General features: G+C 63.3%; 19 protein-coding genes. 8 read left to right on the top strand and 11 right to left on the bottom strand.

Annotated elements, in window-relative coordinates; genetic code table 11:
- Positions 1 to 20: 20 nt before the first annotated feature.
- Complete coding sequence (locus tag UP09_RS26740; RefSeq protein ID WP_044541321.1) at positions 21 to 443, top strand: cupin domain-containing protein; 423 nt, start codon at positions 21 to 23, stop codon at positions 441 to 443.
- Positions 444 to 495: 52 nt separating this feature from the next.
- Here UP09_RS26740 and UP09_RS26735 read toward each other — a convergent pair whose 3' ends face one another.
- On the bottom strand, positions 496 to 1833 hold the full coding sequence (locus UP09_RS26735) for a metallophosphoesterase family protein (protein WP_052833222.1): 1338 nt from the start codon (positions 1831 to 1833) through the stop codon (positions 496 to 498).
- 782 nt (positions 1834 to 2615) lie between these two features.
- On the bottom strand, positions 2616 to 3221 hold the full coding sequence (locus UP09_RS26730) for a hypothetical protein (RefSeq protein ID WP_044541320.1): 606 nt from the start codon (positions 3219 to 3221) through the stop codon (positions 2616 to 2618).
- A 532-nt stretch (positions 3222 to 3753) separates the two neighbouring features.
- On the opposite strand from UP09_RS26730, the gene UP09_RS26725 reads away from it, so the two are divergent.
- Complete coding sequence (locus UP09_RS26725; RefSeq protein ID WP_044541319.1) at positions 3754 to 5127, top strand: IS1182 family transposase; 1374 nt, start codon at positions 3754 to 3756, stop codon at positions 5125 to 5127.
- Between the two features lie 485 nt (positions 5128 to 5612).
- On the opposite strand, the gene UP09_RS26720 is transcribed toward UP09_RS26725, so the two are convergent.
- Positions 5613 to 6650, bottom strand: a complete 1038-nt coding sequence (locus UP09_RS26720) for an IS110 family RNA-guided transposase (RefSeq protein WP_044541318.1) — start codon at positions 6648 to 6650, stop codon at positions 5613 to 5615.
- 235 nt (positions 6651 to 6885) lie between these two features.
- Between UP09_RS26720 and UP09_RS26715 the strand changes: the two genes are divergently transcribed.
- Positions 6886 to 9243 (top strand): Orn/Lys/Arg family decarboxylase, encoded by a 2358-nt coding sequence (locus UP09_RS26715; protein ID WP_044541317.1) that lies wholly within the window; start codon positions 6886 to 6888, stop codon positions 9241 to 9243.
- A gap of 18 nt (positions 9244 to 9261) precedes the next feature.
- On the top strand, positions 9262 to 9840 hold the full coding sequence (locus UP09_RS26710; RefSeq protein ID WP_044541316.1) for a GNAT family N-acetyltransferase: 579 nt from the start codon (positions 9262 to 9264) through the stop codon (positions 9838 to 9840).
- 222 nt (positions 9841 to 10062) lie between these two features.
- Here UP09_RS26710 and UP09_RS26705 read toward each other — a convergent pair whose 3' ends face one another.
- Positions 10063 to 10284 carry a dodecin gene (locus UP09_RS26705; protein WP_044541395.1) on the bottom strand — a complete coding sequence of 74 codons (222 nt, stop codon included), beginning with the start codon at positions 10282 to 10284 and terminating at the stop codon, positions 10063 to 10065.
- A 269-nt stretch (positions 10285 to 10553) separates the two neighbouring features.
- Here UP09_RS26705 and UP09_RS26700 point away from each other — a divergent pair, with 269 nt between their 5' ends.
- Positions 10554 to 10895, top strand: coding sequence for a hypothetical protein (locus tag UP09_RS26700; RefSeq protein ID WP_156164794.1), 342 nt, complete (start codon positions 10554 to 10556; stop codon positions 10893 to 10895).
- 103 nt (positions 10896 to 10998) lie between these two features.
- On the opposite strand, the gene UP09_RS26695 is transcribed toward UP09_RS26700, so the two are convergent.
- Complete coding sequence (locus UP09_RS26695; protein ID WP_044541315.1) at positions 10999 to 11739, bottom strand: bestrophin-like domain; 741 nt, start codon at positions 11737 to 11739, stop codon at positions 10999 to 11001.
- A gap of 174 nt (positions 11740 to 11913) precedes the next feature.
- On the opposite strand from UP09_RS26695, the gene UP09_RS26690 reads away from it, so the two are divergent.
- Entirely contained in the window at positions 11914 to 12858 is a 945-nt protein-coding gene (locus UP09_RS26690) for an ornithine cyclodeaminase family protein (protein WP_044541314.1), read from the top strand.
- Between the two features lie 164 nt (positions 12859 to 13022).
- On the opposite strand, the gene UP09_RS26685 is transcribed toward UP09_RS26690, so the two are convergent.
- The 3 genes from UP09_RS26685 to UP09_RS26675 are packed head-to-tail and all read right to left on the bottom strand — an operon-like array spanning position 13023 to position 16637.
- Positions 13023 to 15281 (bottom strand): xanthine dehydrogenase family protein molybdopterin-binding subunit, encoded by a 2259-nt coding sequence (locus UP09_RS26685; RefSeq protein ID WP_044541313.1) that lies wholly within the window; start codon positions 15279 to 15281, stop codon positions 13023 to 13025.
- Positions 15278 to 15772 (bottom strand): (2Fe-2S)-binding protein, encoded by a 495-nt coding sequence (locus UP09_RS26680; RefSeq protein ID WP_044541312.1) that lies wholly within the window; start codon positions 15770 to 15772, stop codon positions 15278 to 15280. The genes UP09_RS26685 and UP09_RS26680 overlap by 4 nt, the downstream gene beginning before the upstream one ends.
- 4 nt (positions 15773 to 15776) lie before the next feature.
- The gene (locus UP09_RS26675) at positions 15777 to 16637 is read right to left on the bottom strand and encodes an FAD binding domain-containing protein (RefSeq protein ID WP_044541393.1); all 861 of its coding nucleotides are present in this window, start codon (positions 16635 to 16637) and stop codon (positions 15777 to 15779) included.
- 283 nt (positions 16638 to 16920) lie between these two features.
- Between UP09_RS26675 and UP09_RS26670 the strand changes: the two genes are divergently transcribed.
- Positions 16921 to 18420, top strand: a complete 1500-nt coding sequence (locus UP09_RS26670) for a hypothetical protein (protein WP_044541311.1) — start codon at positions 16921 to 16923, stop codon at positions 18418 to 18420.
- Positions 18421 to 18526: 106 nt separating this feature from the next.
- Positions 18527 to 20137, top strand: a complete 1611-nt coding sequence (locus tag UP09_RS26665; protein ID WP_044541310.1) for an ABC transporter substrate-binding protein — start codon at positions 18527 to 18529, stop codon at positions 20135 to 20137.
- Positions 20138 to 20326: 189 nt separating this feature from the next.
- Here the strand turns inward: UP09_RS26665 and UP09_RS26660 are convergent, their stop codons facing one another.
- From UP09_RS26660 to UP09_RS26650, 3 genes are all read right to left on the bottom strand, one after another.
- Positions 20327 to 22336, bottom strand: a complete 2010-nt coding sequence (locus tag UP09_RS26660; RefSeq protein WP_044541309.1) for an SPFH domain-containing protein — start codon at positions 22334 to 22336, stop codon at positions 20327 to 20329.
- 343 nt (positions 22337 to 22679) lie between these two features.
- The gene (locus UP09_RS26655; protein WP_044541392.1) at positions 22680 to 23819 is read right to left on the bottom strand and encodes an amidohydrolase/deacetylase family metallohydrolase; all 1140 of its coding nucleotides are present in this window, start codon (positions 23817 to 23819) and stop codon (positions 22680 to 22682) included.
- 122 nt (positions 23820 to 23941) lie between these two features.
- Positions 23942 to 24544, bottom strand: coding sequence for a VOC family protein (locus tag UP09_RS26650; RefSeq protein ID WP_156164793.1), 603 nt, complete (start codon positions 24542 to 24544; stop codon positions 23942 to 23944).
- Positions 24545 to 24587 lie beyond the last annotated feature (43 nt).

Genomic DNA, 24587 nt, shown 5'->3' with positions numbered 1-24587 from the left:
GCAAACCATGCGAGACCAACATGTCCGAATTGATCGAAATCGCCACGCTGCAACTCAAATTCCTGCAGAGCAAGGAGACGACCGGCGGCAGCATCGATCTGTTCGAGATGACGCTGCAGCCGAACGCGCGGATGCCGATCCCGCATTATCACGAGAGCTGGGACGAGACGATCTATGGGCTATCCGGCGTCTCGACCTGGCGGGTCGATGGCCAGGACATCGATCTCAGCCCCGGCGAGACCGTGTTCATCAAGCGCGGCATCGTCCATGGCTTCACCAACCGTTCGGACGGTCCGTCGACCTGCCTGTGCATGCTAAGCCCCGGAGTGCTGGGGCCGCAATATTTCAGGGAGATCGCGGCACTGATGGCCGCCGGCGCCCCCGATCCGGCCAGGATGAAGGAGACGATGCTGCGCCACGGGCTGGTGCCGGTGGCAGGGTGACAATCCAAGGCATCACGGATCCTCCACGGTCCGGATCGCCCGGATAGCGGCGTCAGCGGCGCCGTTTCTTCGCGGCGCGCGGCTTCGGCTTCGCTTTCGCAGCTTTGACACCGGCCTTCCGTGCTGGCTTGGCAGGAGCGCGCTTGGCCTTGGAGGATGCGGCAGGCTTTCCTGCTTGCGTGCCGGACGCGCCGCCTGATCCGCCGCTGGAAACGGTGTTGGCCTGCAAGTTGACCGTAAAGCTGTCGCCAACGCCGGTCTTGCCTGACGGCGGGTCCACCGTCACAAACACACCGGCGATCGAGGTCGGCGACACAGTCAATCGCAGAAATCCGAAGGTGTTATCGTTGTAGACGTCCAGCCTGAGCGGATTGCCGCTCGCATCAGTGCCGGATTGCGGAGTCGTCTGTGAAGGCGGACGACGGTTCGGCGGCTTCAAACCCGGTAGATTGTAGTAGCCCCCCATTCCGGCGACGAGATAGGGGATCTGCTTCTTGCCAACCGTTCGGGTGTATCGCTCATACAGATGGGCGTGGCCGGAGAGATACAAGTCCGGCTGAATTCCGGCAGCCTCGCAGGCGTCGTCGATTTGCTTGAGCATGGCCGGACTCGGCACATGCGTGGGACTGCCTGTAAATGGCGGGTGGTGCGTCACGATGACCAGCGCGCGCCCCTGGTTTTTATCTCGTTCGGCTTTCGCGGCGACCAGCTGCTGCTTCAAGAACGTCAACTGGGCGTTGCCAACCTTTGAATTTGCGATGACGCCCTCGGTGCCGCCCTCGCTCGTATTCGAATAGAGACCGATGAACTTCACGAAAGGAGCGTTCAGGGTGAAGTAGACCCCCGGTTGATCCATGGTGGTTCGAACCGCGCCTTGGCTATCCGAACTTCGCGTGGGTTGGCTGGTGCAGAAATTGGCGATGAAGGGAGCCAGTGACTTGGTGGTTTCGCCGGTGTAGATGGCTCCATCGTGATTGCCTGGAACGGCAAAGATCGGCGCATTGTAATTGCGGTACGGATCGTAGAACTGCGAGAAGTAGTATTGCTCCTCACCGAAATAATAGACCACGTCGCCCAGATGATACCAGAAGGCGGCTCCGCCTGAGAGGTCTTCGGCCATTGCGTCGGCCACGGCAAACTGGAATTCCGGGCTGTGAATTCCGCCGGTGTCACCTACCGCATGAAAGGTGATCTTGCCGGCCTTCTCGATTTTTTGCACGAGGTCGGCACCGATCACCGCCGACAACTCCATCGGGGTGGTGCTTCTGGCCGCCGGGAATGGTTCGAGTTGCTCGAGGCCTTTGGCGGCCGAGTCGGCGTCGATTTGCTGCTTGCTGAAGCTGCTGAAATTATCAGGAGTTAGATCGGGATCTCCGAACGCGCGGGACATGGCTCCCTCCTCGTATATGGAGTTTTCAGCAATTCAAAATCTGCGGTTTCGGCACGATCCGCCAAATGGCCAGCGAGCATCGAATGCGATATACAATAACAGGTTGCGTTCAAACTCAAGTTAAAAACCGACCACGTTATCGCCTCCGGCGCTTGGCCCCGGGCCGTGGACGGCTCCCAGTCGGCCGCCGGGCGTTGCCGGCAGAACCTGCCACTCAGCGGCGGCCAGGACGCAACACTGGGGTGCAGGCAACGGTCCCTTCTGTAATCCGAGTTGAAAGGTCAAGCCCCTTTTCTCGAGGCGGGCGGGATGTCCGGTTTCAGGGTAGAAGCGGCCAACCCAAGATCGAGTGCGGAGGTCTCACTTTGACCTATTTCGGAAGTCGGGCCTAGCCGGAATACGGCGTGCTTTGACACGTCGGCTAAAATAATGAGCGACCTATTGACCGTCGAATGGACCGTGACTGGCAGCGTTCTTAGCGGCGGAGGTCGCCGGGTTTAGCCGTTGGTGCCGATGGAAGAAGGCACGATGGCCAGTTCGATAGGCTACAGCCACACCGCTGTGATGCAGAACCGCCCGTGGAAAGATTTCCCCGATATTCCGCATGCCGTGCCGACACCGTTTGTTCCCAGTTCGGCAGAAGCTGGGGCTAGCTAGACCGACCGGGGTCGGCGTGTCAGCCTGACGCTCACTTTTGACCCGAAGCGTCCAATACCGAATTGTCTCCTACTTTCCGCAGATCATCGGAAGCGGACACTCGGGTACGTTGGCGCAGGGCGTCGTCACGTGTCTACGGAGGCGAAGATTTGTGCTAGCGCTGAGGTCTCAGGCCGCACGCCGTGGTGCTCAAGGAGGACAGCGACGGCCGGCCAAATCTCAACTTGATGACTGAGGTCCCAGAGTAGGAGAAATTTTTCGTAGTGAGCAACGAATGTCACGTCCATCACCGCCAACAGCAATAGTAGCGGTTCGCCGAATTGAGTGGTGTCATCTTCCCACAGACTTGCCGTGCTGCGCATAGCCTCTTCGGCGCATTTCAGTGTCTTCGCATACCGTGAAACCCACCGTTCGACCCTCTGCCGTGACGCGGGCCCTGCAAGGGCCGACCGCCAGAAATCTGGACTGTAGCCATCCCATGGATCGTGCGAGGTGAACTTGTATTCCCCGCCCTGCTCAGAACCGAAGAAGCGCTCCGCGTCAAAGCCTTCGACGCGGAGGCGGATCTGGAAGCAGAAGGTGTCGTCGTCCGTCACCTTGGCCTCGATCTCGTCCATCGCGTGATCCAGTTCGTCGAAGATCTTCTGCCAGTCTCCCGCTGCTGTAGGCTTGCTCGCTTGGACATGGACAACGAAAGCCCGGTCGTCCGGAACGACTTCAGTCCTGATCACGTCTGAATTCCCGCTGCTGCCCAGCAATGTTAGCGCATACGCTTTAACTCCATGTTAAACGCAACAAAACCGGCTGAAGCAATGGGGACAGTTTCTGATTTGGACCCGGTTTCTCGCAGCCCGACGTCCGCAGCTGGTCGAAACTGCCGTCACCTAGGGCCAAAGTCGTCGCCGATTTCGTCTCTGGCCCGCTGCTGCCGGTCGACCACACCGTTAATAACGGTCGGTGCTGCGGGTCTGTACGAATTACCAAGCCTATTGGATCACCCTTTGGCAACTAGTCTAGCTGTGCAGGATCTTGGCCAAGTTGGCCGGACCCTTCTGGCGGCGGCAAATTGCACTCTTGCCGGGTATGAAAACACTTTGAGCCTTCTGCAGCGCGACGCGTAGCTAAGCGGGCGAGGGTGTCGTCCGATACCAGTGGTGAGCCTGGTAACTTCCGGGTTTGGCAGATTTTGTTGTAAAAGTCGGTTGAGACCGGCAACGAACCGTGATTCCATTCTGCTGCCGCGAATCTCGGCGAGGTCGATCCATGATGGGCCGTCTGAAGAGTGACCAAGGTCAACTGTTCTACGAGTTTCACCTTAGCGAGGCGGTTCCCGAAGACCATCTGGTGCGGAAGATCGATAGTGCTCTCGATTTCTCCTGGCTTCGCAGCGAACTTGCACCGCACTATTCGTCGATGGGGCGCCCGTCGATCGACCCGGAACTGATGATCCGGATGCTGGTCGTGGGGTATGTCTTTGCGCTCCGCTCGGAGCGGCTGATCTGCCGTGAAGTGCAGGTGAACCTCGCCTATCGCTGGTTCTGCAGGCTCGGGATCGAGGACGCCATCCCGGATCATTCGGCGTTCTCGCGGGCCCGCAACGAGCGCTTCCGCGAAGGAGATGTTTTTCGTCACGTATTCGAACGGGTCGTTGAGGCGTGCATCGTGGCCGGTCTGGTTGGTGGCGAAGGCTTTGCAGTCGATGCGAGCCTGATCCAGGCCGACGCCAACAAGCAACGCTCGATCGCTGGTCAGGATTGGCGCAGGGATCGCGATCCCAAGAGGTCCAGCCGTGCCGTGAAGGAGTATCTGGCGACCCTTGACGACACAGCGTGGGGCGCCGCCAGCGACGTTGTTCCGAAGTTCGTTTCACCGTCCGATCCCGCGGCCCAGTGGACCGGAGCTCACAAGGGACCGGCGTTCTTCGCTTACTCCGACAATTATCTCATCGACGTGAAGTTCGGCGTCATCCTTGATGTCGAAGCCTCCCGCGCCATTCGCCAGGCCGAGGTCGGTGCAGCAAAGACCATGATCGAACGGACCGAAGAGCGCTTTGGTCTCAAGCCAGAGCGGCTTGTCGGTGATACCGCTTACGGGGCGGCTCCGATGCTGAACTGGCTGGTCGAGGAGAAAGGCATCGCGCCGCACATCCCTGTGTTCGATAAATCGAAGCGGGATGATGGCACCTTCTCGCGCAGCGACTTTCGATATGACCCGACAAGCGACGTCTACCACTGCCCAGCGGGTAATATCCTAACGACGACGGGGACACTCGTGAATGGTGGAACCACACTTATCTATCTAGCGAGGAAGCATGACTGCGACGGCTGCAAACTCAGAGCGCAGTGCTGTCCAAAGGTCCCGTTTCGCAAGATTCCACGCGACCGGCACGAAGCCGCGCGCGATGTTGCCAGGTCCCTGGCTGGCACCGATGGGTTCGACCGGTCGCGACGAGAACGCAAGAAGATCGAGATGCGGTTCGCGCACCTGAAGCGCATCCTGAGGCTCGGTCGGCTTCGACTGCGTGGTCCGCGAGGCGCCCAGGACGAGTTTGTTCTGGCCGCTATCGCTCAGAACCTAAGGCGGCTCGCATCGCTGGCTGCGCGACCGCCACCCGCTCAGGCTCTCTGTATTGCATAGCGTAAAAGTTGCGTAGAGAGCGTCGGGGGCGGGGGATCAAACCCCGTCGCTCCAAGTGAAATGGCCGAACAACATCATCAGTCACGGCCGACTTTTACAACAAAATCGGCACTTTTCGGACCTCCGCTTTTATCCTCCAAATGTTTGCTATTGGGGCAAACTGAGAAATGATTTTTGGGCGGCCAGCCCTTCGGGCGGTCACGCTCTAGTCTCGGGCATAGATCCGCGACCGGAGCCACCGCTCGCCGGTGTCTCCGCCCATTCGGGTAACGATCGTTGCCGCATCATGCGGCTATCGTTCCGCAATCCACCACCGCCTGGCCCGCGCTTCTGTCCGGAGTCAACCCTACGGCATGCTCCATGATGGGGTCCGGCGAGTTAGGTCGTCCAAGCTCACAGCGCGTGCTTGAGCACCGCACAGGGATCGAAACGGACTGACCCTCCCCACGTCCTCGGCAGAGCAGATCGTTACGCCGGGACGATCCTTATGTGGGTTGGGTCACAGGCGGCTTTCCGAAGCGGAAGTCCGTTTCCTCGACCCACATCCGATGCATGATAATTGCGAGTTTGCGGGCAACTGCCACGCACGCTTTCCTGGACCCGATACGTTTGGCGAGCTTGACGCCCCAGGCTCGAAGTGTCGACCACTTTTTAGAAATCCGCATGTGCGAGTTCGCGGCCTCATAGAGCGCGTGCCGCATCAGCTTGTCGCCGCACTTGCTGATATTGCCTGATCGATCAATCTCACCCGACTGATAGACGCGAGGGGTCAATCCCAGGTGCGCCGCAACGGCCTTGGAATCTTTGAACCGGTTCGGATCGTCAATCGTGGCTTTGAACGATAGGCTCACAAGCGGACCAACGCCGGATACGGTCATCAACCGCTTGCAAACATCATCCTTGCGAGCCATTTGCGCAAGCTGCCGATCCATAAGGGCTTTGTGCTTACGCATCATGTTGCGCGCTTCGAGCAGCGGCTCGATGGCCATACGCAAGTCAGGCGCATCCGCGAGCAGAGTTTCGACCCTCGCCGCAAACCGACTTCGGTGCACTGCACCAAGCTTTAACCCATGCACCTTCATCAACCCCCGGATAGTGTCTTCGATCGCCAGCATGTGATCGACGAACTTCTTGCGCGCGATCAGGGTCGTTCGGAGCAACTGTGACGCTTTGCTCTTCACATGAACCGATCGATAGTGTCCGAGGCGCATCATCTCAGCGATGCCGCGCGCATCGCTGCGGTCGGTCTTGTTGGGTCGAGATGACAAGAAGCGCTGTGCATGCCGGGTCTCAATGCAGACGATCTGAAACCCACTCTCAACCAATGCGCCGTAAAGCCATTCGGATAGCGGACAAGCTTCGATTCCGACGAGAGCGATTTTGTCTCGCCAAGGCGAAAGCACCTTTACCAATGGGACCGGCTCGCTTTCGGCTTTGCCTTCCCATACCGACGAGCCATCCGCTTCGACGACGCAGATTGACGTCATTCTTAGTGAAACATCCAGTCCGACATACAGGGCCATCGCTTGTCCCCTTTGCTGGGCCGAATCAACCCCAGCACAAGATTAGCAAGTGGCCAGGATCGGATTACCCCAGCTCCCGCGCCGCCTCAGACTCTCGGGTGGAGACCGCCGCCAAAATCGTCGCGCGCCGCCCCGAAATCCCGCTCGGGGAGACGACCATCGGTCCCGCCTTCACTGTCATCTCTTTGTCATGAATTATCCCGACAGGTTCTGCCGGACCAGTTCGAGGATACGCATGGACTATTTCAAACGCTTCAACTTCCTGTTCGCCGCGCCGGTATTCGAATCCGACGACCTCGAAGGCATCCGCTTCAACCAGATCATCGCCGAAATCGAGCGCTCCGGCTTCGAAGTGGTGCGCGCCCGCAAGCTTGAGGATGCCGAGATCGCGGTGCAGACCGATGCTGCGATCGGCTGCATGGTGGTCGACTGGGGCAAGAAGGGGCTGGAGGGCAAGACCGCGGCGCTGATCAATCTGATGCGGCGGCGCGGCCTCGACTTCCCGATCATCCTGCTGATCCGCCGCAAGCGGTTCGAGGATTTGCCGGTCGAGGTGCTCGATTTCATCGACGGCTATGTGTTCCTGTCCGAGGAGACTCCGCCCTTCATCGCCAAGAACCTGATCTCCAGGCTCAAGCAATATGCCGAGAATCTGAAGACGCCGTTCTTTGGCGCGCTGGTCGACTATGCCGAGGAAGGCAACCAGCTCTGGACCTGCCCGGGCCACAATGGCGGCGTGTTCTACAGCCGCAGCCCGATCGGGCGCGTCTTCGTCGAGCATCTCGGCGAAGCGGTCTTTCGCGACGACCTCGACAATTCCGTGCTCGACCTCGGCGACCTCCTCACCCACGAGGGGCCGGCGCTGCGGGCGCAAAAGGAGGCCGCCAAGATCTTCGGCGCCGAGAAGACCTATTTCGTGCTCAACGGCACCTCGACCTCCAACAAGGTCGCGCTCGGCTCGCTGGTCACCGACGGCGATCTCGTGCTGTTCGACCGCAACAACCACAAGGCCGCCCATCACGGCGCGCTTTTGATCGGCGGTGGCATCCCGGTCTATGTGCCGACGGTGCGCAACGCCTGGGGCCTGATCGGCCCGATGCGCTGGGACCTGCTCGAGGAAGGCGCCCTGCGCGACGCCATCCGCAAGCACCCGCTGGTCAAGGACGAGAACGCCTGGAAGAAGCCGCGCCCGTTCCGCGTCGCCGTGGTCGAGCAGTGCACCTATGACGGCACCATCCACAGCGCGGAGATGATCCTCAAGCGCATCGGCCATCTCTGCGACTACATCCTGTTCGACGAGGCCTGGGCCGGCTTCATGAAATTCCACCCGATTTATGCCGGCCGCTTCGCGATGGGCCTCTCTGATCTGGGCCCCGAGGCGCCCGGCATCATCGCGACCCAATCGACCCACAAGCAGCTCGCGAGCTTCTCGCAGGCCTCGCAGATCCACATCCGCGACCGCCACATCAAGGGCCAGAAGCGCCGCGTCGAGCACCGCCGCTTCAACGAAAGCTTCATGCAGCACGCCTCGACCTCGCCGTTCTATCCGATCTTCGCCTCGCTCGACGTCGGCGCGCAGATGATGAAGGGCCGCTCCGGCGAAGTGCTGTGGGACGACACGATCCGGCTCGGCATCGAGCTGCGCAAGAAGATCCGCGCGGTCAAGCGCGAGTTCGAGGAGAAGGAGACGCGGGCTGAGCGGCGCTGGTTCTTCGAGCCGTTCGTGCCTGACCGGGTGATGATCCCGGATGTCGCGCGCGAGGGCGGCGTCCACAATGTCGCCTGGGAGAGCATCTCCACCGACCAGCTCGCGACCAACCCGTCCTACTGGCAGCTCAAGCCCGGCGAGAGCTGGCACGGCTTCGCCGAGACGACGGCGGGCTTCGCCATGACCGACCCGAACAAGCTCACGCTGCTGACGCCCGGCTTCGACCACGCCACCGGCGCCTATGCCGACCACGGCATCCCCGCCCCCGTGGTGGCGCAATATCTGCGCGAGAACCGCATCGTCGCCGAGAAGAACGATCTCAACTCGCTGCTGTTCCTGCTGACACCGGGCGTCGAGGCCAGCAAGGCCGGCACGTTGATCTCGGGGCTGGTCGCCTTCAAGAAGCTGCATGACGAGAACGCGCTGCTCGAGGACGCCATCCCCGAATTCTACCGGCGGCGGCCGGGACGTTATGCCGGCGTGCGGCTGCGCGATCTCTGCGGCGACATGCACCGCTTCTTCCGCGACGCCGGCGTCAGCACGTTGCAGGCCAAGCAATTCCTGCCGGAGCATCTGCCCGAGATCGCGATGTCGCCGCGCGAGGCGGCGCGCTATCTGATCCGCAACGACGTCGACTATCTGCCGATCGACGAGATCTTTGGCCGCATCGCCGCAACCCCGTTCGTGGTCTACCCGCCCGGCATCGCCACCATCGTGCCCGGCGAGCTGCTGTCGGAACGCAGCAAGCCGATGATCGATTATCTCAAGATGTTCGAGGCGAGCTTCAACACCTTCCCGGGCTTCGAGGTCGAGATCCAGGGCGTCTACAAGGAAATCGATGCGTCCGGCCGCGTCCGCTTCTATACTTACGTCGTAGCGCAATAAGCGGACGGACTGCACGCAATGGAGAATGATCACAAGCGCGCGGCGCACGCCGAGATCACCGTCCGCGCCTCGCGCGACAGCGACGTCGACGCGATGCTCTCGATCTACCGCCGCCACATCCGACATGGGGTTGACGACAGTGTCGACGATTCCGGCACGCCGGAGCCCGACGATCTGCGCGACCGCCGCAAGAATTTGCGCAACACTCGCCTGCCGCATCTGGTCGCGATCTGCAACGGCGAGGTGGTCGGCTACGCCTATGTCGTGCTGTTCCGCAAGCGCCCGGCCTATCGTTACACGGTGAAGCACTCGATCTACGTGCATCACCAGTATGTCGGCCAGCGCGTCGGCGGAAAGCTGCTGCAGGAATTGATCGACACCTGTGCCGCGGCGGGCTTCCGCCAGATGATCGGCTATATCGACAGTGACAACACCGCCTCGCTGACACTGCACGAGCGGTTCGGCTTCGCCCGCGTCGGCCATTTGCCCGGCGTCGCCTATCGCCACGGCCACTGGTCCGACAGCGTGATGATGCAGCGCTCGCTCGCCGCGGGGAGTACCGAGCCGCCGCCGCCGCCGCCGCTGTCGCGAAGGTGATGGGGTTTGCGCAACACTCACTGCTGTCGTCCCTGCGAAAGCAGGGACCCATAACCACAGGGTTGAGTTGCTGAAGCGGGCTGTGGCCCCAGCGTACGCAATAACTGGCATTTGTGGTTATGGGTCCCGGGTCAAGTCCGGGACGACACCGAATTTGTTGCGCATGCTAGCCGATGGCGCGACCGACCACCTTGTTGCGGGTGATCGGCGGATGCGCGCGCCCTATTCCAGCGTGAACCCGACCCGCAACGTCACCTGATAGTGGCCAACCTTGCCACCTTCGATGTGGCCCCTCGTCTGCACGACTTCGAACCATTTCATGTCCCGGATCGTCTTTGACGCGCGAACGACGGCGTTGTCGATCGCCGCTTCGATGCTCTTGTCGGATGATCCGACGAGTTCCAGGATCTTGTAGACGTGATCCTTGTCGTGGCTGGCGGGCATGGTGACCTCCTGGATGATGACGCTGGGATGGCGTCGGAACGATCTAACGTGCCGCGTCGCCTTCGGTGCCATCTCCGCGCCTGTATTTGTCGAGGCGTCCGCCCATGGCATGGGCCAGGTTCTCGCCCGGCGCGGTCCGCCCGGACCTTCACGTTGTCGTGTGCGCGCTGCCAAATCCTCGCCTTCCGCTCGAACCCCTTTCCATCAGGCCCCGTCCAATCTCGCGAGCGGGCCATTCCGGTTTCGCCAACCGAAGGATGGAATTTCCAATGTCGACCAGATCAAGATTATCAACAGCAGCGTTGATCGCTCTCGCCACCACGACCACGTTCGCGACATCAGCAGTGCTGATCACCTCCGTCGCAACGACGGTCCTGACGACGACGGCCGCCAGCGCGTTTCAGCCACGCATCATCGTGCGCTGCAGCCCGTTCTTCGACGAAGGCTGCGGGCAGCCCACCCCGGCGACGGATTTGAATCGTACGCGAGACCGCGACATCTCGCCGGCCTACATGAAGCAGTCCGATCCGCGCTATAATGGTAGCATGCTGAGCGCGGGCGGTGGCGGAGGAGGCGGCGGTGGTGGTGGTGGTGGTGGCGGCGGCCGCTAGGTCACACCGACATTGCGGCGCGTAGCCCGCATGAGCAACGCGATATGCGGGAGCACACCCCGGAAATCGCGCTGCTCATCCGGGCTACATGCTCACATCGCGGCTACCGCCTGATCTCCTCCGCGGCGCGGACCAGCGGCCGGTCGGAAAGCTGGATCGGGCCGGAGAACGGCGTGCTCATGTCGAGGATCAGATAGATCGCGGCCGAGATCAGCAGGGCTGCAGCCACATAGGTTGAGATCACCACCGCATTGCGCGGCGCGCGAAAGCCGAGCGTGACGAACATCAGCGTCAGCCACGCGACCAGGATGCCGATCATCGGCGACGGAAACGGGTTGTCGGCCTGCTCCGAAAAAGTCCAGCGCTGCTGCTGCAGCTGGCGGTAGACCGAGCGGGCCTCGTTCCACAGCCCGATCTTCTGCTCGTCGTCGAACCGCAGCGACCTCAGGCTGGTGCCGACCTCGTCGAGCAGGTGCTCGGAACTCTCGGTGGCCCGCACGATCGGGACGTCCTGCAGCGCATGCTCGACATAGGCGAGCAGCCGGTGGCGCGGCTCGTCGGCGCTGGGGCCGAGCGGCCGCAGCGTGCGGTCGAGCATGATGATGTCGGTGGCGAAGACGTGCAGGTTGCGGTCGATCGCCACATAGGTGTTGGCGGCGTTGTTCATCATCAGGCCGAGCAGCAGCGAGGGCATGGTGACGAACAGGGTCGCGACCAGCCGCACCGACGTGTTGGTGTCGTCGGTGCGATGATGCTCCTGGAGCCGACCATAGACCGCCATGCTCGCGAGCGACGCACCGGCCAACAGCAGGAAAATCAGGAGTGCGACGACGAATGCAACCACGGCTTGCGAAGACCTGCGATAGAATCAGCCGATAGCATAGCAAGCGCGCCGCCGGCGTACATGCCCCGTTGACTGCCCCTCCCCACGCGCTATCCATCGCGGGACAGGCTTTGGCCCTGGACGGAGCGCGAGAGCGCCCGTAAGGAGCGCAAGAGCGCCCTGGAGGAGAACGACGTGCATATTGTCGACGATAGCGAGGTCAACCGCGTCCTGACCTTCCCGCTCCTGGTCGAAGCGATCGAGGCCGCGCACCGGCGGCCGAAGATCGCGGTGCGGGACGGCTATCTCGGCGACGACAAGGGCCAGCAGCTGGTGACCCGCAGCGCGGTCGATGCCGGCCGCTTCATGATGACCAAATTGTACACCAGCTTTCCAGCCAACCTCGCCGACGGCAAGCTGCCGGCCGTGCAGGCGGTCTGCGTGCTGTTCGACGGCAGCAACGGCCAGCCGCTCGCGGTGATGGATGCCTCCGAGATCACCCATTGGAAGACGGCCGCGGACTCCGCGCTCGGCGCCAAGCATCTCGCGCGGTCCGACGCCGAGACATTGCTGGTGGTCGGCGCCGGCGAGATGGCGCACTGGCTGGTGCGCGGGCACCGCACGGTGCGGCCGTCGCTGCGGCGCGTGCAGATCTGGAACCGGACCACTGCGCGCGCACAAGAGCTCGCTGCGGTGCTGGAACGTGAAGGCATCGCCGCCGATGTTGTCACCGATCTCGACGCCGCCACGCGCGAGGCCGATATCATCACCACCTGCACCCGCTCGCGCCAACCGCTGATCAAGGGCGCAAACTTAAGACCCGGCACCCATCTCGACCTCGTCGGCGGCTTTACGCCAGAGACCCGCGAGGCCGACGACGAGGCGGCGAAACGTTCGCGCGTCTTCGTCGATCGCCGCGAATCTGCCTTTGACGGCGTCGGCGACATCCTGCAGCCGATCGCCAGCGGCGCGATCAGCGAAAACGACGTGCTCGGCGATCACTACGACCTCGCCACCGGCAAGGTCGCTGGCCGGCTGTCAGAAGATGACATCACCTTCTTCAAGAACGCCGGCGGCGGGCACCTGGATTTGATGACGTGCGAGACGGTTTTTCGGGCGTTGGGGAAGGAGTTGCGGTGAAGCGCTTGGCTCGGCTGCCAAACCGTCATTGCGAGGAGCGAAGCGACGAAGCCATCCATCTCTCCGCGCAAGTGGAAAGATGGATGGCTTCGCGGAGCCTGTCATCGGGCGCGCGTTCGCGCGACCCGTTGGCTCGCAATGACGACCGAACCGGTTGATCGACGCTACTCCGCCGCCAACTGCACCGGTGCATCCAGCTCCGCCGAGACCTTCGGCGGCGACATCGGCAGGCTGTAGAAGCGCCGGCCCAGCGCGTTGTGGACGGCATTCGCCACCGCGGCCATGACAGGCACCAGCGGCACTTCGCCGACGCCCTTGATGCCTTGCGGATGCTTTGGGTTCGGTACCTCGACCAGCACGGTGTCGAGCATCGGCAGGTCGGAACAGACCGGCATCCGATAATCGAGGAAGCCGGGATTATCGACCTTGCCATCCTTGTTGTAGATGTACTCCTCGTTCAGCGCCCAGCCGATGCCTTGGGCGACACCGCCCTGGAGCTGGCCTTCGACATAGCTCGGATGCACGGCGCGGCCGACATCCTGCACCGCGGTGTAGCGGATCACCCGCACGATACCGAGATCGGCATCGACCTCGACGTCGCAGATGTGCGTGCCGAAACCGCCTTCGGCGCCTTGCGTGTTCAGCTGCACGCTGGCACCGATCGGGCCGCCCTGCGACGGCGCCTTCTCGGCAAGATCAGCCAGGGTCAACGGTTCGAACTGGCCGGCGTTGGGGCTCGCCGGATGCGCGGCGCCGTTCTCCCATTTCACCGCGTCCGGGTCGATGTCCCAGATTTTCGCGGCGCGCTCGCGCAAGGTTGATATCACCTTGTCGGCGGCCTGCGTCACCACCATCGCGGACGCAAACAGCACGCGGCTGCCGCCGGTGAGGTTGGAGAAGCCGATCGTTTGCGTGTCGCCGATGATCACGGAGATGCGCTTGTAGTCGATGCCGAGCAGCTCGGCGCAGATATTGGCGATGCCGGCGCGGGAGCCGCCGATATCAGGATGGCCCGTGGTGACGACGACGTTGCCGTCCTCGGTGATGTTGAGCTGGGCGGAGGATTCGCCGCCGGCGTTGAACCAGAAGCCGGATGCGACGCCCCTGCCCTGAAGCTTGCCGAGCGGCGCCGAATAGTGCGGATGGGTCTTCGCGGCCTCCAGCGTCTCGATATAGCCGATGCGGGGGAACACCGGGCCGTGCGCGGCTTTGGTCCCCTGCTTCGCGGCGTTCTTCAACCGCAGCTCCAGCGGATCCATTTTCAGCGCCTCGGCGAGTTCGTCGAGCACGCATTCCACGGCATAGGCGCCGATCGGGGCGCCCGGCGCGCGATAGGCCGCGACCTTGGAGCGGTTGGAGCAGACGTCAAAGCCTTCCGACAGAACGTGCGGGATATCGTAAGGCGCAAAGCTGCAGCCGACGGCGCCGCGGATCGGCGAGCCCGGAAAGGCGCCGGCCTGCAGATAGAAACTGCCATGCGCGGCGACGATGGTGCCGTCCTTCCTGGCGCCGATCTTCACCGTGCTCTTCGAGCCTGATGTCGGCCCGGTCGCGCGCATCACCTCCTCGCGCGTCATCACCATCTTCACCGGGCGGCCGGACTTCTTCGCCAGCAACGTCGCCAGCGGCTCGAGGTAGACGATGGTCTTGCCGCCAAAACCGCCGCCGATCTCGGCGGGGATGGCGCGGATGTCGCTCTGCGGGATGCCGGTCAGCATCGACGTCATCGCGCGGACCATGAACTGGCCCTGGCTCGACGACCAGATCGTGGTCTTGCCGTCGGCGGCAACCGAAATCAGGCAGGCATGCGGCTCGATATAGCCCTGGTGCACCGGGCGCGTGGTGAAGGAGCGTTCGATCACGACCTCGGCGTCCTTGAATCCTTGCGCGATGTCGCCCTTCTTGACCTCGATCCGGGCCATGATGTTCGAGGGCTTGCCGTCGAACTTGTGCCACTCATGCAGGACCGGCGCGTCGGCCTTCAACGCGTCGTCGATCTCGATCGCCCAGGGCAGCACCTCGTAATCGACCTCGATCAGCTTGCAGGCTTCGGCCGCGATCGCCTCCGTGGTCGCGGCCACGGCAGCTATGGGGTGGCCCGGGAACAGCGCCTTCTCGCGCGCCAGCACGTTGCGGCACATCCAGCGCATGTCCTGGATGCCGAGCATGACGGCGCCCTTCGGAATCGTGAAATCGACGACGTCGCGCGCGGTGACGACCGCCTTGACGCCGGGCAGCGCCTCGGCCTTCGCGGTGTCGATCGATTTGATCCGCGCATGCGGATGCGGGCTGCGCAACACCTTGCCCCAGATCATGCCGGGCATGGTGGTGTCGGCGGCGAAAGCCGCCCGCCCCGTCACCTTGTCGACGCCGTCGGGCCTGATGGTGCGCTGGCCGATCCATTTGTTGTCGACGACATTCATTGGGCTGCCTCCTGGATCCCCTGCCGCATCTCGGCGGCGGTCTCCATCACCGCGCGGACGATCTTGTCGTAGCCGGTGCACCGGCAGAGGTTGCCGGCGAGCCAGAAGCGGACTTCCTCTTCGCTGGGATCGGGGCTCTTCTTCAGCAAGGCTGCGGATGCGACCAGCATGCCCGAGGTGCAGATGCCGCACTGGAGCGCGGCGTGCTCCAAAAACTTCTGTTGCAGCGGATGCAGCGTCTCGCCGCTGGCCATGCCTTCGATGGTCCCGATCTCATGCCCCTCGGCTTCGGCCGCGAGCATCAGGCAGGAGCAGACCAGCCGATCGTCGAGCGTGATCGAGCAGGCGCCGCAATCGCCGGATGAGCAGCCCTCCTTGGAGCCGGTCAAGCCCAATTGCCCGCGCAACGCGTCGAGCATGGTCTCGTAGGGCTCGCAGAGGAATTCCACGGGCTCGCCGTTGACGGATGTCGTGACGTGCAGTTTCGCCATGGTGTCAATTTCCTCCGGCGCGCCGGGCTGCGATCGCAACGGTGCGCTTGAGCAGCACGCCTGATGTTTTGGTGCGGTAGGCAATGGTGCCGCGCTTGTCGTCGATCGGACGGCAAGCGGCGCGGCACGCAGCGGCGGCAGCTTCCAGCGCGGTGTCATCGAGCTTCGAGCCGATCAGCGCCTTGGCAGCCGGCTCGACCAGCAGCGCGGTCGGCGCCACCGCACCGAGCCCGACGCGGGCCGCGGTGCAGACGCCGTCCCTCAAGGTGAGGCTGACGGCGAGGCCGACCACCGCGATGTCCATCTCGGTGCGCGGGATCATCCGCAGATAAGCATCGCTGGAGCCCGCGGGGCGCGGCGGCAGCGCAAAACTAACGAGGATTTCGCCCGGCTTGAGGTTGGTGCGGCCGGGTCCGGTCGGAAAGTCCTCGACCTTGGTCTCGCGGCGGCCATTCGGGCCCTGCACGGTGACGACGGCACCGGCTGCGATCATCGCCGGCACGCTGTCGCCGGCGGGCGAGCCGTTGCAAAGATTGCCGCCGGCGGACGCCCGGCCCTGCACCTGCTTGGAGCCGATCAGGTTGACGGCCTCGAGCACGCCGGGCCAGACCTTGCCGAACCGCTTATGTTCCAGCAGCGCCATGCCTGAAACGGCAGCGCCGATGCGGAAGCCGCCATCGGCGGTCTCCTCGATGTCAGTCAGCTCGCCGATCTTCTTGACGTCGACGATCAATCCCGGCCGCACCAGGCCGGAGCGCATTTGCACCAACAAATCGGTGCCGCCTGCCATAATGCGGGCGGCACTTCCGGCGGCAGCGAATGCGCCAATCGCTTCATCAAGCGAGCGCGGTGCTACGTATCGGATATCGGTCATGTCGTTGTTTAGCTCTCCCTCGGCTGCTCGTTCCCTTGGTACGTGGGTGACCTTGTGGTTTGGCCGGCAGAAACAACAGCCTACACGGCGGAGTGCGATCCGAACAGCCTCCGCTGCCCTTGCGAAGTGGCGGTCTCCCATGCAGCGCGGACAGTTGCGTGCCCCTGGCGGGGCATGGCGATCCCACATCGTGAGAGTCCCCGCGGCGGCGCAATCACGCGATAGTGTGACGGCGCTACATAAAACCCTCGCCGCTCCGAACCATAATCGCGCGATGAGTAGTCCCTCCGGCGGCGGACGGCCATTCGTTCGCAATCGTCACAAATCCCGCATTCTGGCGCTTGCCGCGGCGCTGGCGTTCTGGTTGCCGGCGCCAGGATTCTCGGGCGCAGCGCCCGCCAAGGGCGAGGTTTGCGCGAGCTGCATCCGCATTCGCGTGGGCGTTCCCACCATCGTGCGGGGACCCGCCGCCGACATTGCCGACAACAAGTTCAGCGAGATCGCGCTTCCGAACGGACGCTTTCGCGGCTTCGACGCCCATGCCGAGACGCGGGCGATCGATGGTATCAGGCCATCGGACATGGGCGGCCCCGCCCGGGTGGTGCTGCGGCCGGGCCCGCCGGGCAGCGTCGATTCCTGCGGCCAGTGGCTGAACCATGCGGAGCGCACCGGCGCCACCGTCCTCGGCTTCATCCATGACGAGACCGCCTGCAACTATCCGGCGGGCCAGACCCACAAATCGATGTCGCTTGCGACCTCATCCGACGACGGCCTGACCTGGCACGACCTCGGGCAGATCATCACCGGCACCGACCGCCCGACGCCGGGCAAGAACACCGGCGAAGGTGACTGCACCGCCGTCGATGGTCGCGACAGCTTCTACTACCTCTACTGCTTCCGTCCGCGGGACGGCGCGCTGATCGCGGCGCGCGCGCCACTCGCCGATCCCGGCCCCGGCCAATGGAAGAAATATTTTGACGGCAAGTGGGACGAGCCCGGGCTCGGCGGCCAGGCCACACGTTTGATGAACGGGTCGGGCAGCAGCGTCGCGCGCTGGACGGCAAGCGGCGAGCTGGCGCTGACTGGCTGGGTGCCCGGCGGTCTCGGATTGTTCCTGACCCGCGATCACGTCACGCTCAAGGCAGTGCCGGAGCCACTGTTGGTGCTCGACCCCGGCGTCTGGCAGCGCCCGGCGCCGTCCGAACTCGTCACCTATCCGGTCCTGCTCGACGCTGCGACCGGCGGTAACCAGCTGTCGAATTCATGGTTGCTGGTCTACGCCTACTGGCCGCCGGGCGGCGGGCACGCGGACAAATATCTGGTGGTCCGGCCCGTGGATGTGTCGCGCAGCGATACCCAAGCGACCCCGCAGGTCGGCGTGCAGCTCGCGCGCTGGTACAATTCAGCGCTGCACGATCGCTGGTCGACGACGGGGCCGGTCCCCGGCAATGGCACGTCCTACCGGTTCGAAGCGCAATCGGGCTACCTGATGACGGCCGCGGCCGCCGGGGCTCCCATGGTCGAGCTCGAAGACTGCGTCAGCCTGCGGCCCGGCCATCCCGATCATCTTCTCGCCGAGAAGGGATTTTGCGAAGCCCACGCCTATCAGCGGTTGCGCACGGCCGGCTGGGTCTCTGCGCAGGCGCAGCCCGGAACGATTCCGCTCTACCGCTGCTACAACGCGCGGGAGCAATCGCACTTCGCGTCGAATGCGGCCGATTGCGAAAAGCTCGGCGCGAACGAGCGCCTGCTCGGCTATGCCCTGAAGCCGTGAGCCCTGTTCCCTGTGCGGCGGCGCAGCCCTCGCTTGCCTGAAGCATCGGATTGGTGAAACATGCCCGGCGCTGCAGGATGCGTCTGCGCCAATCAGGAGACAGCGAATGCCCTACGTTTCGCGCCGGACCCTGCTCAAGCTTGCTGCCGGCGTGCCGTCGGCGATCGCTGCCCCGGCGATATGGACATCGCAGGCCTCCGCCGCCGCCGGCCGGAAGGCCATCACTGCGGTGATGCACTCGGACCTGCGCATCCTCGATCCCGTCTTCACGACGGCCTACATCACCCGCGACCATGGCTACATGGTCTACGACACGCTGCTCGGCATCGATGCCAGCTTCAAGGTCCGGCCGCAGATGGCGGACTGGACCATCTCCGACGACAAACTCACCTATACCTTCACCTTGCGCGACGGCTTGAAATGGCATGATGGCCCGCCCGTCACCGCGGAGGACTGTGTCGCCTCGCTGAAGCGCTGGGGCACGGTCGACGGCATGGCGCAGAAGCTGGCCGAGTTCACGGCATCGCTCGAGGCGACCGGACCGACGACGATCGTGCTCAAGCTCAAGGAGCCCTACGGCCTCGTGCTGGAGAGCATCGCAAAGCCCTCCTCCTATGTCGCGTTCATGATGCCGAAGCGGCTGGCGGAGACACCGCCGGGCAAGCAGATCGCCGAGCAGATCGGCTCGGGCCCGTTCAAATTCGTCCAGGGCGAATTCCAGCCGGGCGTTAAGGCGGTCTACGAGAAGAATCCCGATTATGTTCCGCGCAAGGAGCCGCCGGACTGGACCTCCGGCGGCAAGGTCGCGAAGGTCGATCGCATCGAATGGATCACGATGCCCGATGCGCAGACCGCGGTCAACGCGCTTCAATCCGGCGATATCGATTTCCTCGAGCTGCCGCCGATCGACCTGCTGCCGGTGCTCGAGCCCAATCCCGATCTGACCGTCGCCGTGCTCAACAAGTTCGGCTTCCAGATCGAGGGGCGGATGAATTTCCTGCATCCGCCATTCGACAACGTCAAAATCCGCCGTGCGGCGTTCCTGGCGTTGAACCAGAAGGATGTGCTCGACGCCACCATCGGCAACCCCAAATATTACGAGATCTGCGGCGCGTATTTCGCCTGCGACACGCCACTCGCCAGCGACATCGGCGCCGAGACGCTGATCAAGGGCAACGGCCTGGCCGAGGCCAAGAAGGCGCTGGCTGAATCGGGCTATGACGGCACGCCCGTCGTGATCATGATTCCCGGCGATAACGCGATACTGAAGTCGCCGCCGATCGTCGTGGCGCAGCGGCTCCGCGACGCCGGCTTCAATGTCGATGCGCAGGTGACCGACTGGCAGACCGTGGTCAGCCGCCGCGCCAGCATGAAGCCGCCGAAGGAAGGCGGCTGGAACATGTTCTTCACCTTCACGGGCGCCACCGAAGTGATGAACCCGATCGTCAACGGCCAAATCGCAGCCAACGGCAAGCGTGCCTGGTTCGGCTGGCCGGAGGATGCCAAGCTCGAGCAGATGCGCGACGCCTTTGCGCGCGCGACCTCGCCTGAGGAGCAGAAGAAGCTCGCGATCGACATCCAGAAGGAAGCCTACGAGCAGGTGATCTTTATCCCGCTCGGCCAGTTCCGCTCGCCGAGCGCGTGGCGCAAATCGCTGACCGGGGTGCTGGAGGGCCCGGCGCCGCCGGTGTTCTGGAACGTCGACAAGACCGAATAGAAACGGACTCGTCCGCAGGGTCCCTGCACCTCTCCCGCTTGCGGGGGAGGTCGCATCGCAGATGCGATGCGGGTGGGGGCTCTCTCCACGATGTGACTCGCGGAAAGAGCCCCCACCCCGGCCCTCCCCCGCAAGCGGGAGAGGGAGCACACTTCCTTCGCGGCTGATACTCGCCGCACTATCGCAACGTCACTGACCGTTGGGCCTGCGCGCGGCCTTCGGCGCCTCGTCCTTCAGCTTCTCCAGCGCACCGGGCATCATCTGCCCGAACATCGAGCTCAGCATCGCGGTCGGGATCAGGCCCGCGTTGCTGCCCTCCTGCCCCTGCGTGCCGGACATCAGGAATTGCGGCACCAGCGGCTGATTGATCCGGGTCAGGGCGTCGGCGAATTTTGCAAAGTTCTGCTCGGCGAGCCTGAACTCCGGGCCGCCATAGGCATCGACCGACAGTTTGGTCGCCTGCGCATTCGCAGTACCGATCGCCAGCACCCGGTCGGCCTCGCCCTGGCCTTCGAGCCGCGACTGCTCGCCGACCGCGGCTGCCGTCACCTTGCGGCTCTCGGCATCCTTTTGCGCGCGGGCGAGCGCAGCGGCACCCTCGTTCTCGTTGACCCGGACCTGGATCAGCGATTGCGTCAGCGCCGACTGCGCCGCCGCCGTCGCCTTGGCCTCGTTGAGCGTGCGCTCCTGGACCGCGGCCTTCTCCTGCTCCTGATAGGTCTCGATCTGCTCGCGCGCGATCTGGCGCGAACGGAGCTGGATCAGGATGTTCTCGATCGTATGGTCGCCCGCCGCCGCCCGCGGCGTGCCGATCAAGACCTCCTGGAGGTCGAGCGAATAACCCTCGAACTTCGCCTTCATCTCGGCGGCGGATTCCTGCTGGATCGCGGCGCGGTTCTGCAGCAATTCGATCAGCGTCATCTTCTGCGCGATGTTCTTGAAAAACGCAGAGACCATCGGGTCGAGCGTCTGCTCGACCAGCTTCTTCACGTCGCCGAAGCGCTGGATGATCATCGGCGCCTTCTTGTAGTCGATATGCATGACGACCGAGAGCGGCAGCGTCGGCTCGAACGCGTCCTTTGTGATCAGCGAGATCTCCGACAGGTTCTCGTCGAGCTTCATCGACCCGACCTCGCCGCGCACCCATTTCAGGATGAAGTTGACGGTCGGGATGATCTCGATCTTGCCGGCATAGGTATTGAAGGCGTATTTGCCCGGCAACAGCGGGTCCTTCCAGACGCCGCGGCTGCCATTGAGCACGAGCTCGCCGTGGCGATACTGCTCACCCGACACATCGTCGGTGCGCGGGCCGGTGTAGAAGATGACGACGCCGACATTGCCGACCGGGATCACGGTTTTCGGCACCGCCTCGACGGTCGCGAACAGACGATTGATGTACCAGGTGCCTTCGACGATGACCTGTAGCTGCCGGCCGCGATAGCCTCCAGCCCTGAGGAATTTCTCTGGCTCCTGAAAATTGTTGTGAAAGCTCGCCCCGTCGCCGAGATCGGTCCCGACCTCGGGCGCAATGATTTCACCTGACGGCAGCGACGGACCGTCATGCACGGTCACGACACCGACCAGATCATGATCGGCCGCCAGCACGACCGGCGCAAAGCCCCAGCGTTCGGAGATCGTGAGCTGCATGCCCTCGAGCACGCCGCGCTCCTGCTGGCTCAGCGCGTGGCCAAAGACGCGATCGTCGGTGATGATGGCGAACTGCGTCGTGTTGATCGCATAGGTGCCCTCACGCAGGACTTTGCGCTGCGGGCCCTTCTGGCCGCCGCCGAGCAGGAAGCGACGCGCGTTTCCGAAGTCCGACTTGTCCTCGCTGTCGTTGGCAGCGAGCACCTGCGATGGCTCGAGCGGTGCACCGTCGCGCGCGAACACATAGGCGATCTTGCCCTGGCCGACGGTGACGAGATCCGATTTGTGGATCCGGTACATGAAGGGGAACAGCACGTGCAGGCCGCCGCGCAGCACTTCGGGCTCGTAACCGGCCTCGCCGTTCAGCGCGATGAAGCCACCTTCGATCGAGCCTTTGGTCGTCCACAGCTTTTCGACGATGCCGACCTGATTGTTCGGAATGTAACGAAATACGTTCGATATCCGCAGCAGGACGACAAACGCGACCGCTGCTGCGATCCAAATGGCCGGTTGAAGATAGCCAGAGCCATTAAGAAAACCAAGGAAGTCCATAGTCCATCTCCACAATTCGCAACCGGGCGGTTTGGGAAGCCAAACCGACATCCCAGAATTGCGGAGCGGAAATGTGGTGCGCGGCGATGGCCGTGCAAGCCGGTGTGCAGAGCGGATCGTGCCAATCTTTTTTTGATCACAGGATGAACCGCACAACGAATCGCGCGACGATCACGTTGCTGCAGTTGCGCATCATTCGCAAAGCGAATGCATGATTTCGGAATAATGGAAGAATACCGCTGAGTTGCCCGACGTGTCAAGTTGCCGTGTCAGCCGCCGGCTACTTTGCATGGGGTTGTTTTCGATATTTTGGCGGTGCGGCCCTGCGGCGGCAGCGCATCGATCACTTCGGATGCCACCAGCGGCCGCCGATCACGACGCCTTCGGACACGATCTTACGATCGCCCATCAGGTGCTCGCCGACGACGTCGACATAGTCGAACTGGCCTTCCTTGATCGAGATCAGCGTAGCGTCGCCGACGCAGCCCGGCTTGAGGCTGCCGAGCTCCGGGCGCCGCAACGCCATCGCGGCATTGACGGTTGACGCCGCGATCACATCAGGCAGCGACATCCCCATGCAGAGGAATTTCGACATTGTCGTCACCTGGTCGAAGACCGGGCCGTCGATGCACAGCAGATGGATGTCGGAGGAGATGGTGTCCGGATAGAAACCGTTGGCGAGCATCGCGCGCGCGGTCTTGAAGGCGAACGAGCCCTTTCCGTGACCAATGTCGAACAGCACGCCGCGCTCGCGCGCCTCCAGCACGACCTGCTTCACCGTGCCCTGCGCGGTCGCGGGCGTATTGGGGAACGGCCGGAACGCGTGCGTCAGCACGTCGCCCGGACGCAACCGCGACAGCACGTCCTCATAGCTCGGCGGCGGATGATCGATATGCGCCATCAAGGGCATGCCGACCTCTTCAGCGACCTCGAGCGCGATCTCGAGCGGCACGATCCCGGACTTGCCGGAGGCGTGGAGGCCGACCCGCACCTTGATGCCGACGATGAGGTCGCGGTTCTCGTCCGCGACGCGCGCGGCGTCGATCGGGTTCATCAGCCGCAGCTCCTCGCTCTCGCCGACCATCACCCGGTTGGAGAAGCCGTAGATGCCGGCATGCGAGACGTGCAGATAGGCGAGGATGCGGACCTGGCTCGGCTCGATCACGTGCTTGCGGAAGCCGGCAAAATTGCCGGGACCGGCGCTGCCGGTATCGACCGAGGTGGTGACGCCAGAAGCGCGGCAGAACTCCTCGGCATCGATGCCGAGCGAGGTGCCGCCCCAATAGACATGGGTGTGCAGGTCGATGATCCCCGGCGTGACGATGTATTTGGACACATCGCGGACCTCGGTCGCGGGATCGGCCTTCAGGCCCTGTCCGACTGCGGCCACCTTGCCGCTCGCAAACGCCACGTCGGTTACGGCGTCGAGTTTTTGCGACGGGTCGATCACCCGTCCGCCGCGCAGGATCAAGTCAAACGGCATCGTCATCTCCGAATATTGCGAAAGACGCTGTCGCCTGTAGCAAGTTTCTTGCCGGTTACGCAAATTGGCCGGGCAGCCGCGCCGCCGACGTCATGTCGACCGGCGCGGCGATGCCAGGCGCCTCATTTCGTCGGCTCGGTCGTCGACCACAGCACGGTATCGGCGCCCTTCTCGTAGGCCATGCCCTTGGGGTAGCTGATCAGCTCCATCTGCAGTCCCCACGGCGTCAGGAAATAAAGGATCGACTGGCCGGCCGCGGGACCCTCCTTGAGCGGAATCGGCCCCTGCATGGTCTTGACGTTCTTCGATTTCAGATAGGCCGCCGCGGTGTCGATGTCGTCGACGTAGAGCGCGATGTGGTGGCCGCCGAGATCGCTGTTCTTCGGCAGCGTCTTGGCCTGGTCGGGCGATTGATACTGGAACAGCTCGATGTTGGAGCCATAGCCGCAACGGACCATGCTGATCTCGTCGATGACCGCGCGCGGATTGACGTTGACGACGTCCTGCATGAACGTCCCCTTGTCATCCGAGAACGGCCCGAACGACATCGCGTGCTTGCAGCCGATCACATCGGTAAAGAAAGCCGTCGCCGCTTTCACATCCGGCACCGTGATGCCGGTGTGGTCATGCCCGCGGAGCCCCGGGATGGAATCGGCCGACGCCGGCAGTGCGGAGGCGCCGATAACACATGCGGTGAAGGCAAGCAGGACTCTGGACTTTGACATGGTCATTTCCTTTGGTGCGCGACAACTGAAAAATCCGGCAATC

This window comes from Bradyrhizobium sp. LTSP885, assembly GCF_000938305.1.
GTDB lineage: Bacteria > Pseudomonadota > Alphaproteobacteria > Rhizobiales > Xanthobacteraceae > Bradyrhizobium.
This window is presented reverse-complemented; position numbering and strand designations above follow the sequence as displayed.

Excerpts from the sequence above, each read along its gene's own strand:
- UP09_RS26740 (WP_044541321.1), top strand. The coding sequence starts at position 21 with ATGTCCGAATTGATCGAAATCGCCACGCTGCAACTCAAATTCCTGCAG.
- UP09_RS26735 (WP_052833222.1), bottom strand. The coding sequence starts at position 1,833 with ATGTCCCGCGCGTTCGGAGATCCCGATCTAACTCCTGATAATTTCAGC.
- UP09_RS26725 (WP_044541319.1), top strand. The coding sequence starts at position 3,754 with ATGATGGGCCGTCTGAAGAGTGACCAAGGTCAACTGTTCTACGAGTTT.
- UP09_RS26720 (WP_044541318.1), bottom strand. The coding sequence starts at position 6,650 with ATGGCCCTGTATGTCGGACTGGATGTTTCACTAAGAATGACGTCAATC.
- UP09_RS26715 (WP_044541317.1), top strand. The coding sequence starts at position 6,886 with ATGGACTATTTCAAACGCTTCAACTTCCTGTTCGCCGCGCCGGTATTC.
- UP09_RS26710 (WP_044541316.1), top strand. The coding sequence starts at position 9,262 with ATGGAGAATGATCACAAGCGCGCGGCGCACGCCGAGATCACCGTCCGC.
- UP09_RS26705 (WP_044541395.1), bottom strand. The coding sequence starts at position 10,284 with ATGCCCGCCAGCCACGACAAGGATCACGTCTACAAGATCCTGGAACTC.
- UP09_RS26700 (WP_156164794.1), top strand. The coding sequence starts at position 10,554 with ATGTCGACCAGATCAAGATTATCAACAGCAGCGTTGATCGCTCTCGCC.
- UP09_RS26685 (WP_044541313.1), bottom strand. The coding sequence starts at position 15,281 with ATGAATGTCGTCGACAACAAATGGATCGGCCAGCGCACCATCAGGCCC.
- UP09_RS26680 (WP_044541312.1), bottom strand. The coding sequence starts at position 15,772 with ATGGCGAAACTGCACGTCACGACATCCGTCAACGGCGAGCCCGTGGAA.
- UP09_RS26670 (WP_044541311.1), top strand. The coding sequence starts at position 16,921 with ATGAGTAGTCCCTCCGGCGGCGGACGGCCATTCGTTCGCAATCGTCAC.
- UP09_RS26665 (WP_044541310.1), top strand. The coding sequence starts at position 18,527 with ATGCCCTACGTTTCGCGCCGGACCCTGCTCAAGCTTGCTGCCGGCGTG.
- UP09_RS26660 (WP_044541309.1), bottom strand. The coding sequence starts at position 22,336 with ATGGACTTCCTTGGTTTTCTTAATGGCTCTGGCTATCTTCAACCGGCC.
- UP09_RS26655 (WP_044541392.1), bottom strand. The coding sequence starts at position 23,819 with ATGCCGTTTGACTTGATCCTGCGCGGCGGACGGGTGATCGACCCGTCG.
- UP09_RS26650 (WP_156164793.1), bottom strand. The coding sequence starts at position 24,544 with ATGTCAAAGTCCAGAGTCCTGCTTGCCTTCACCGCATGTGTTATCGGC.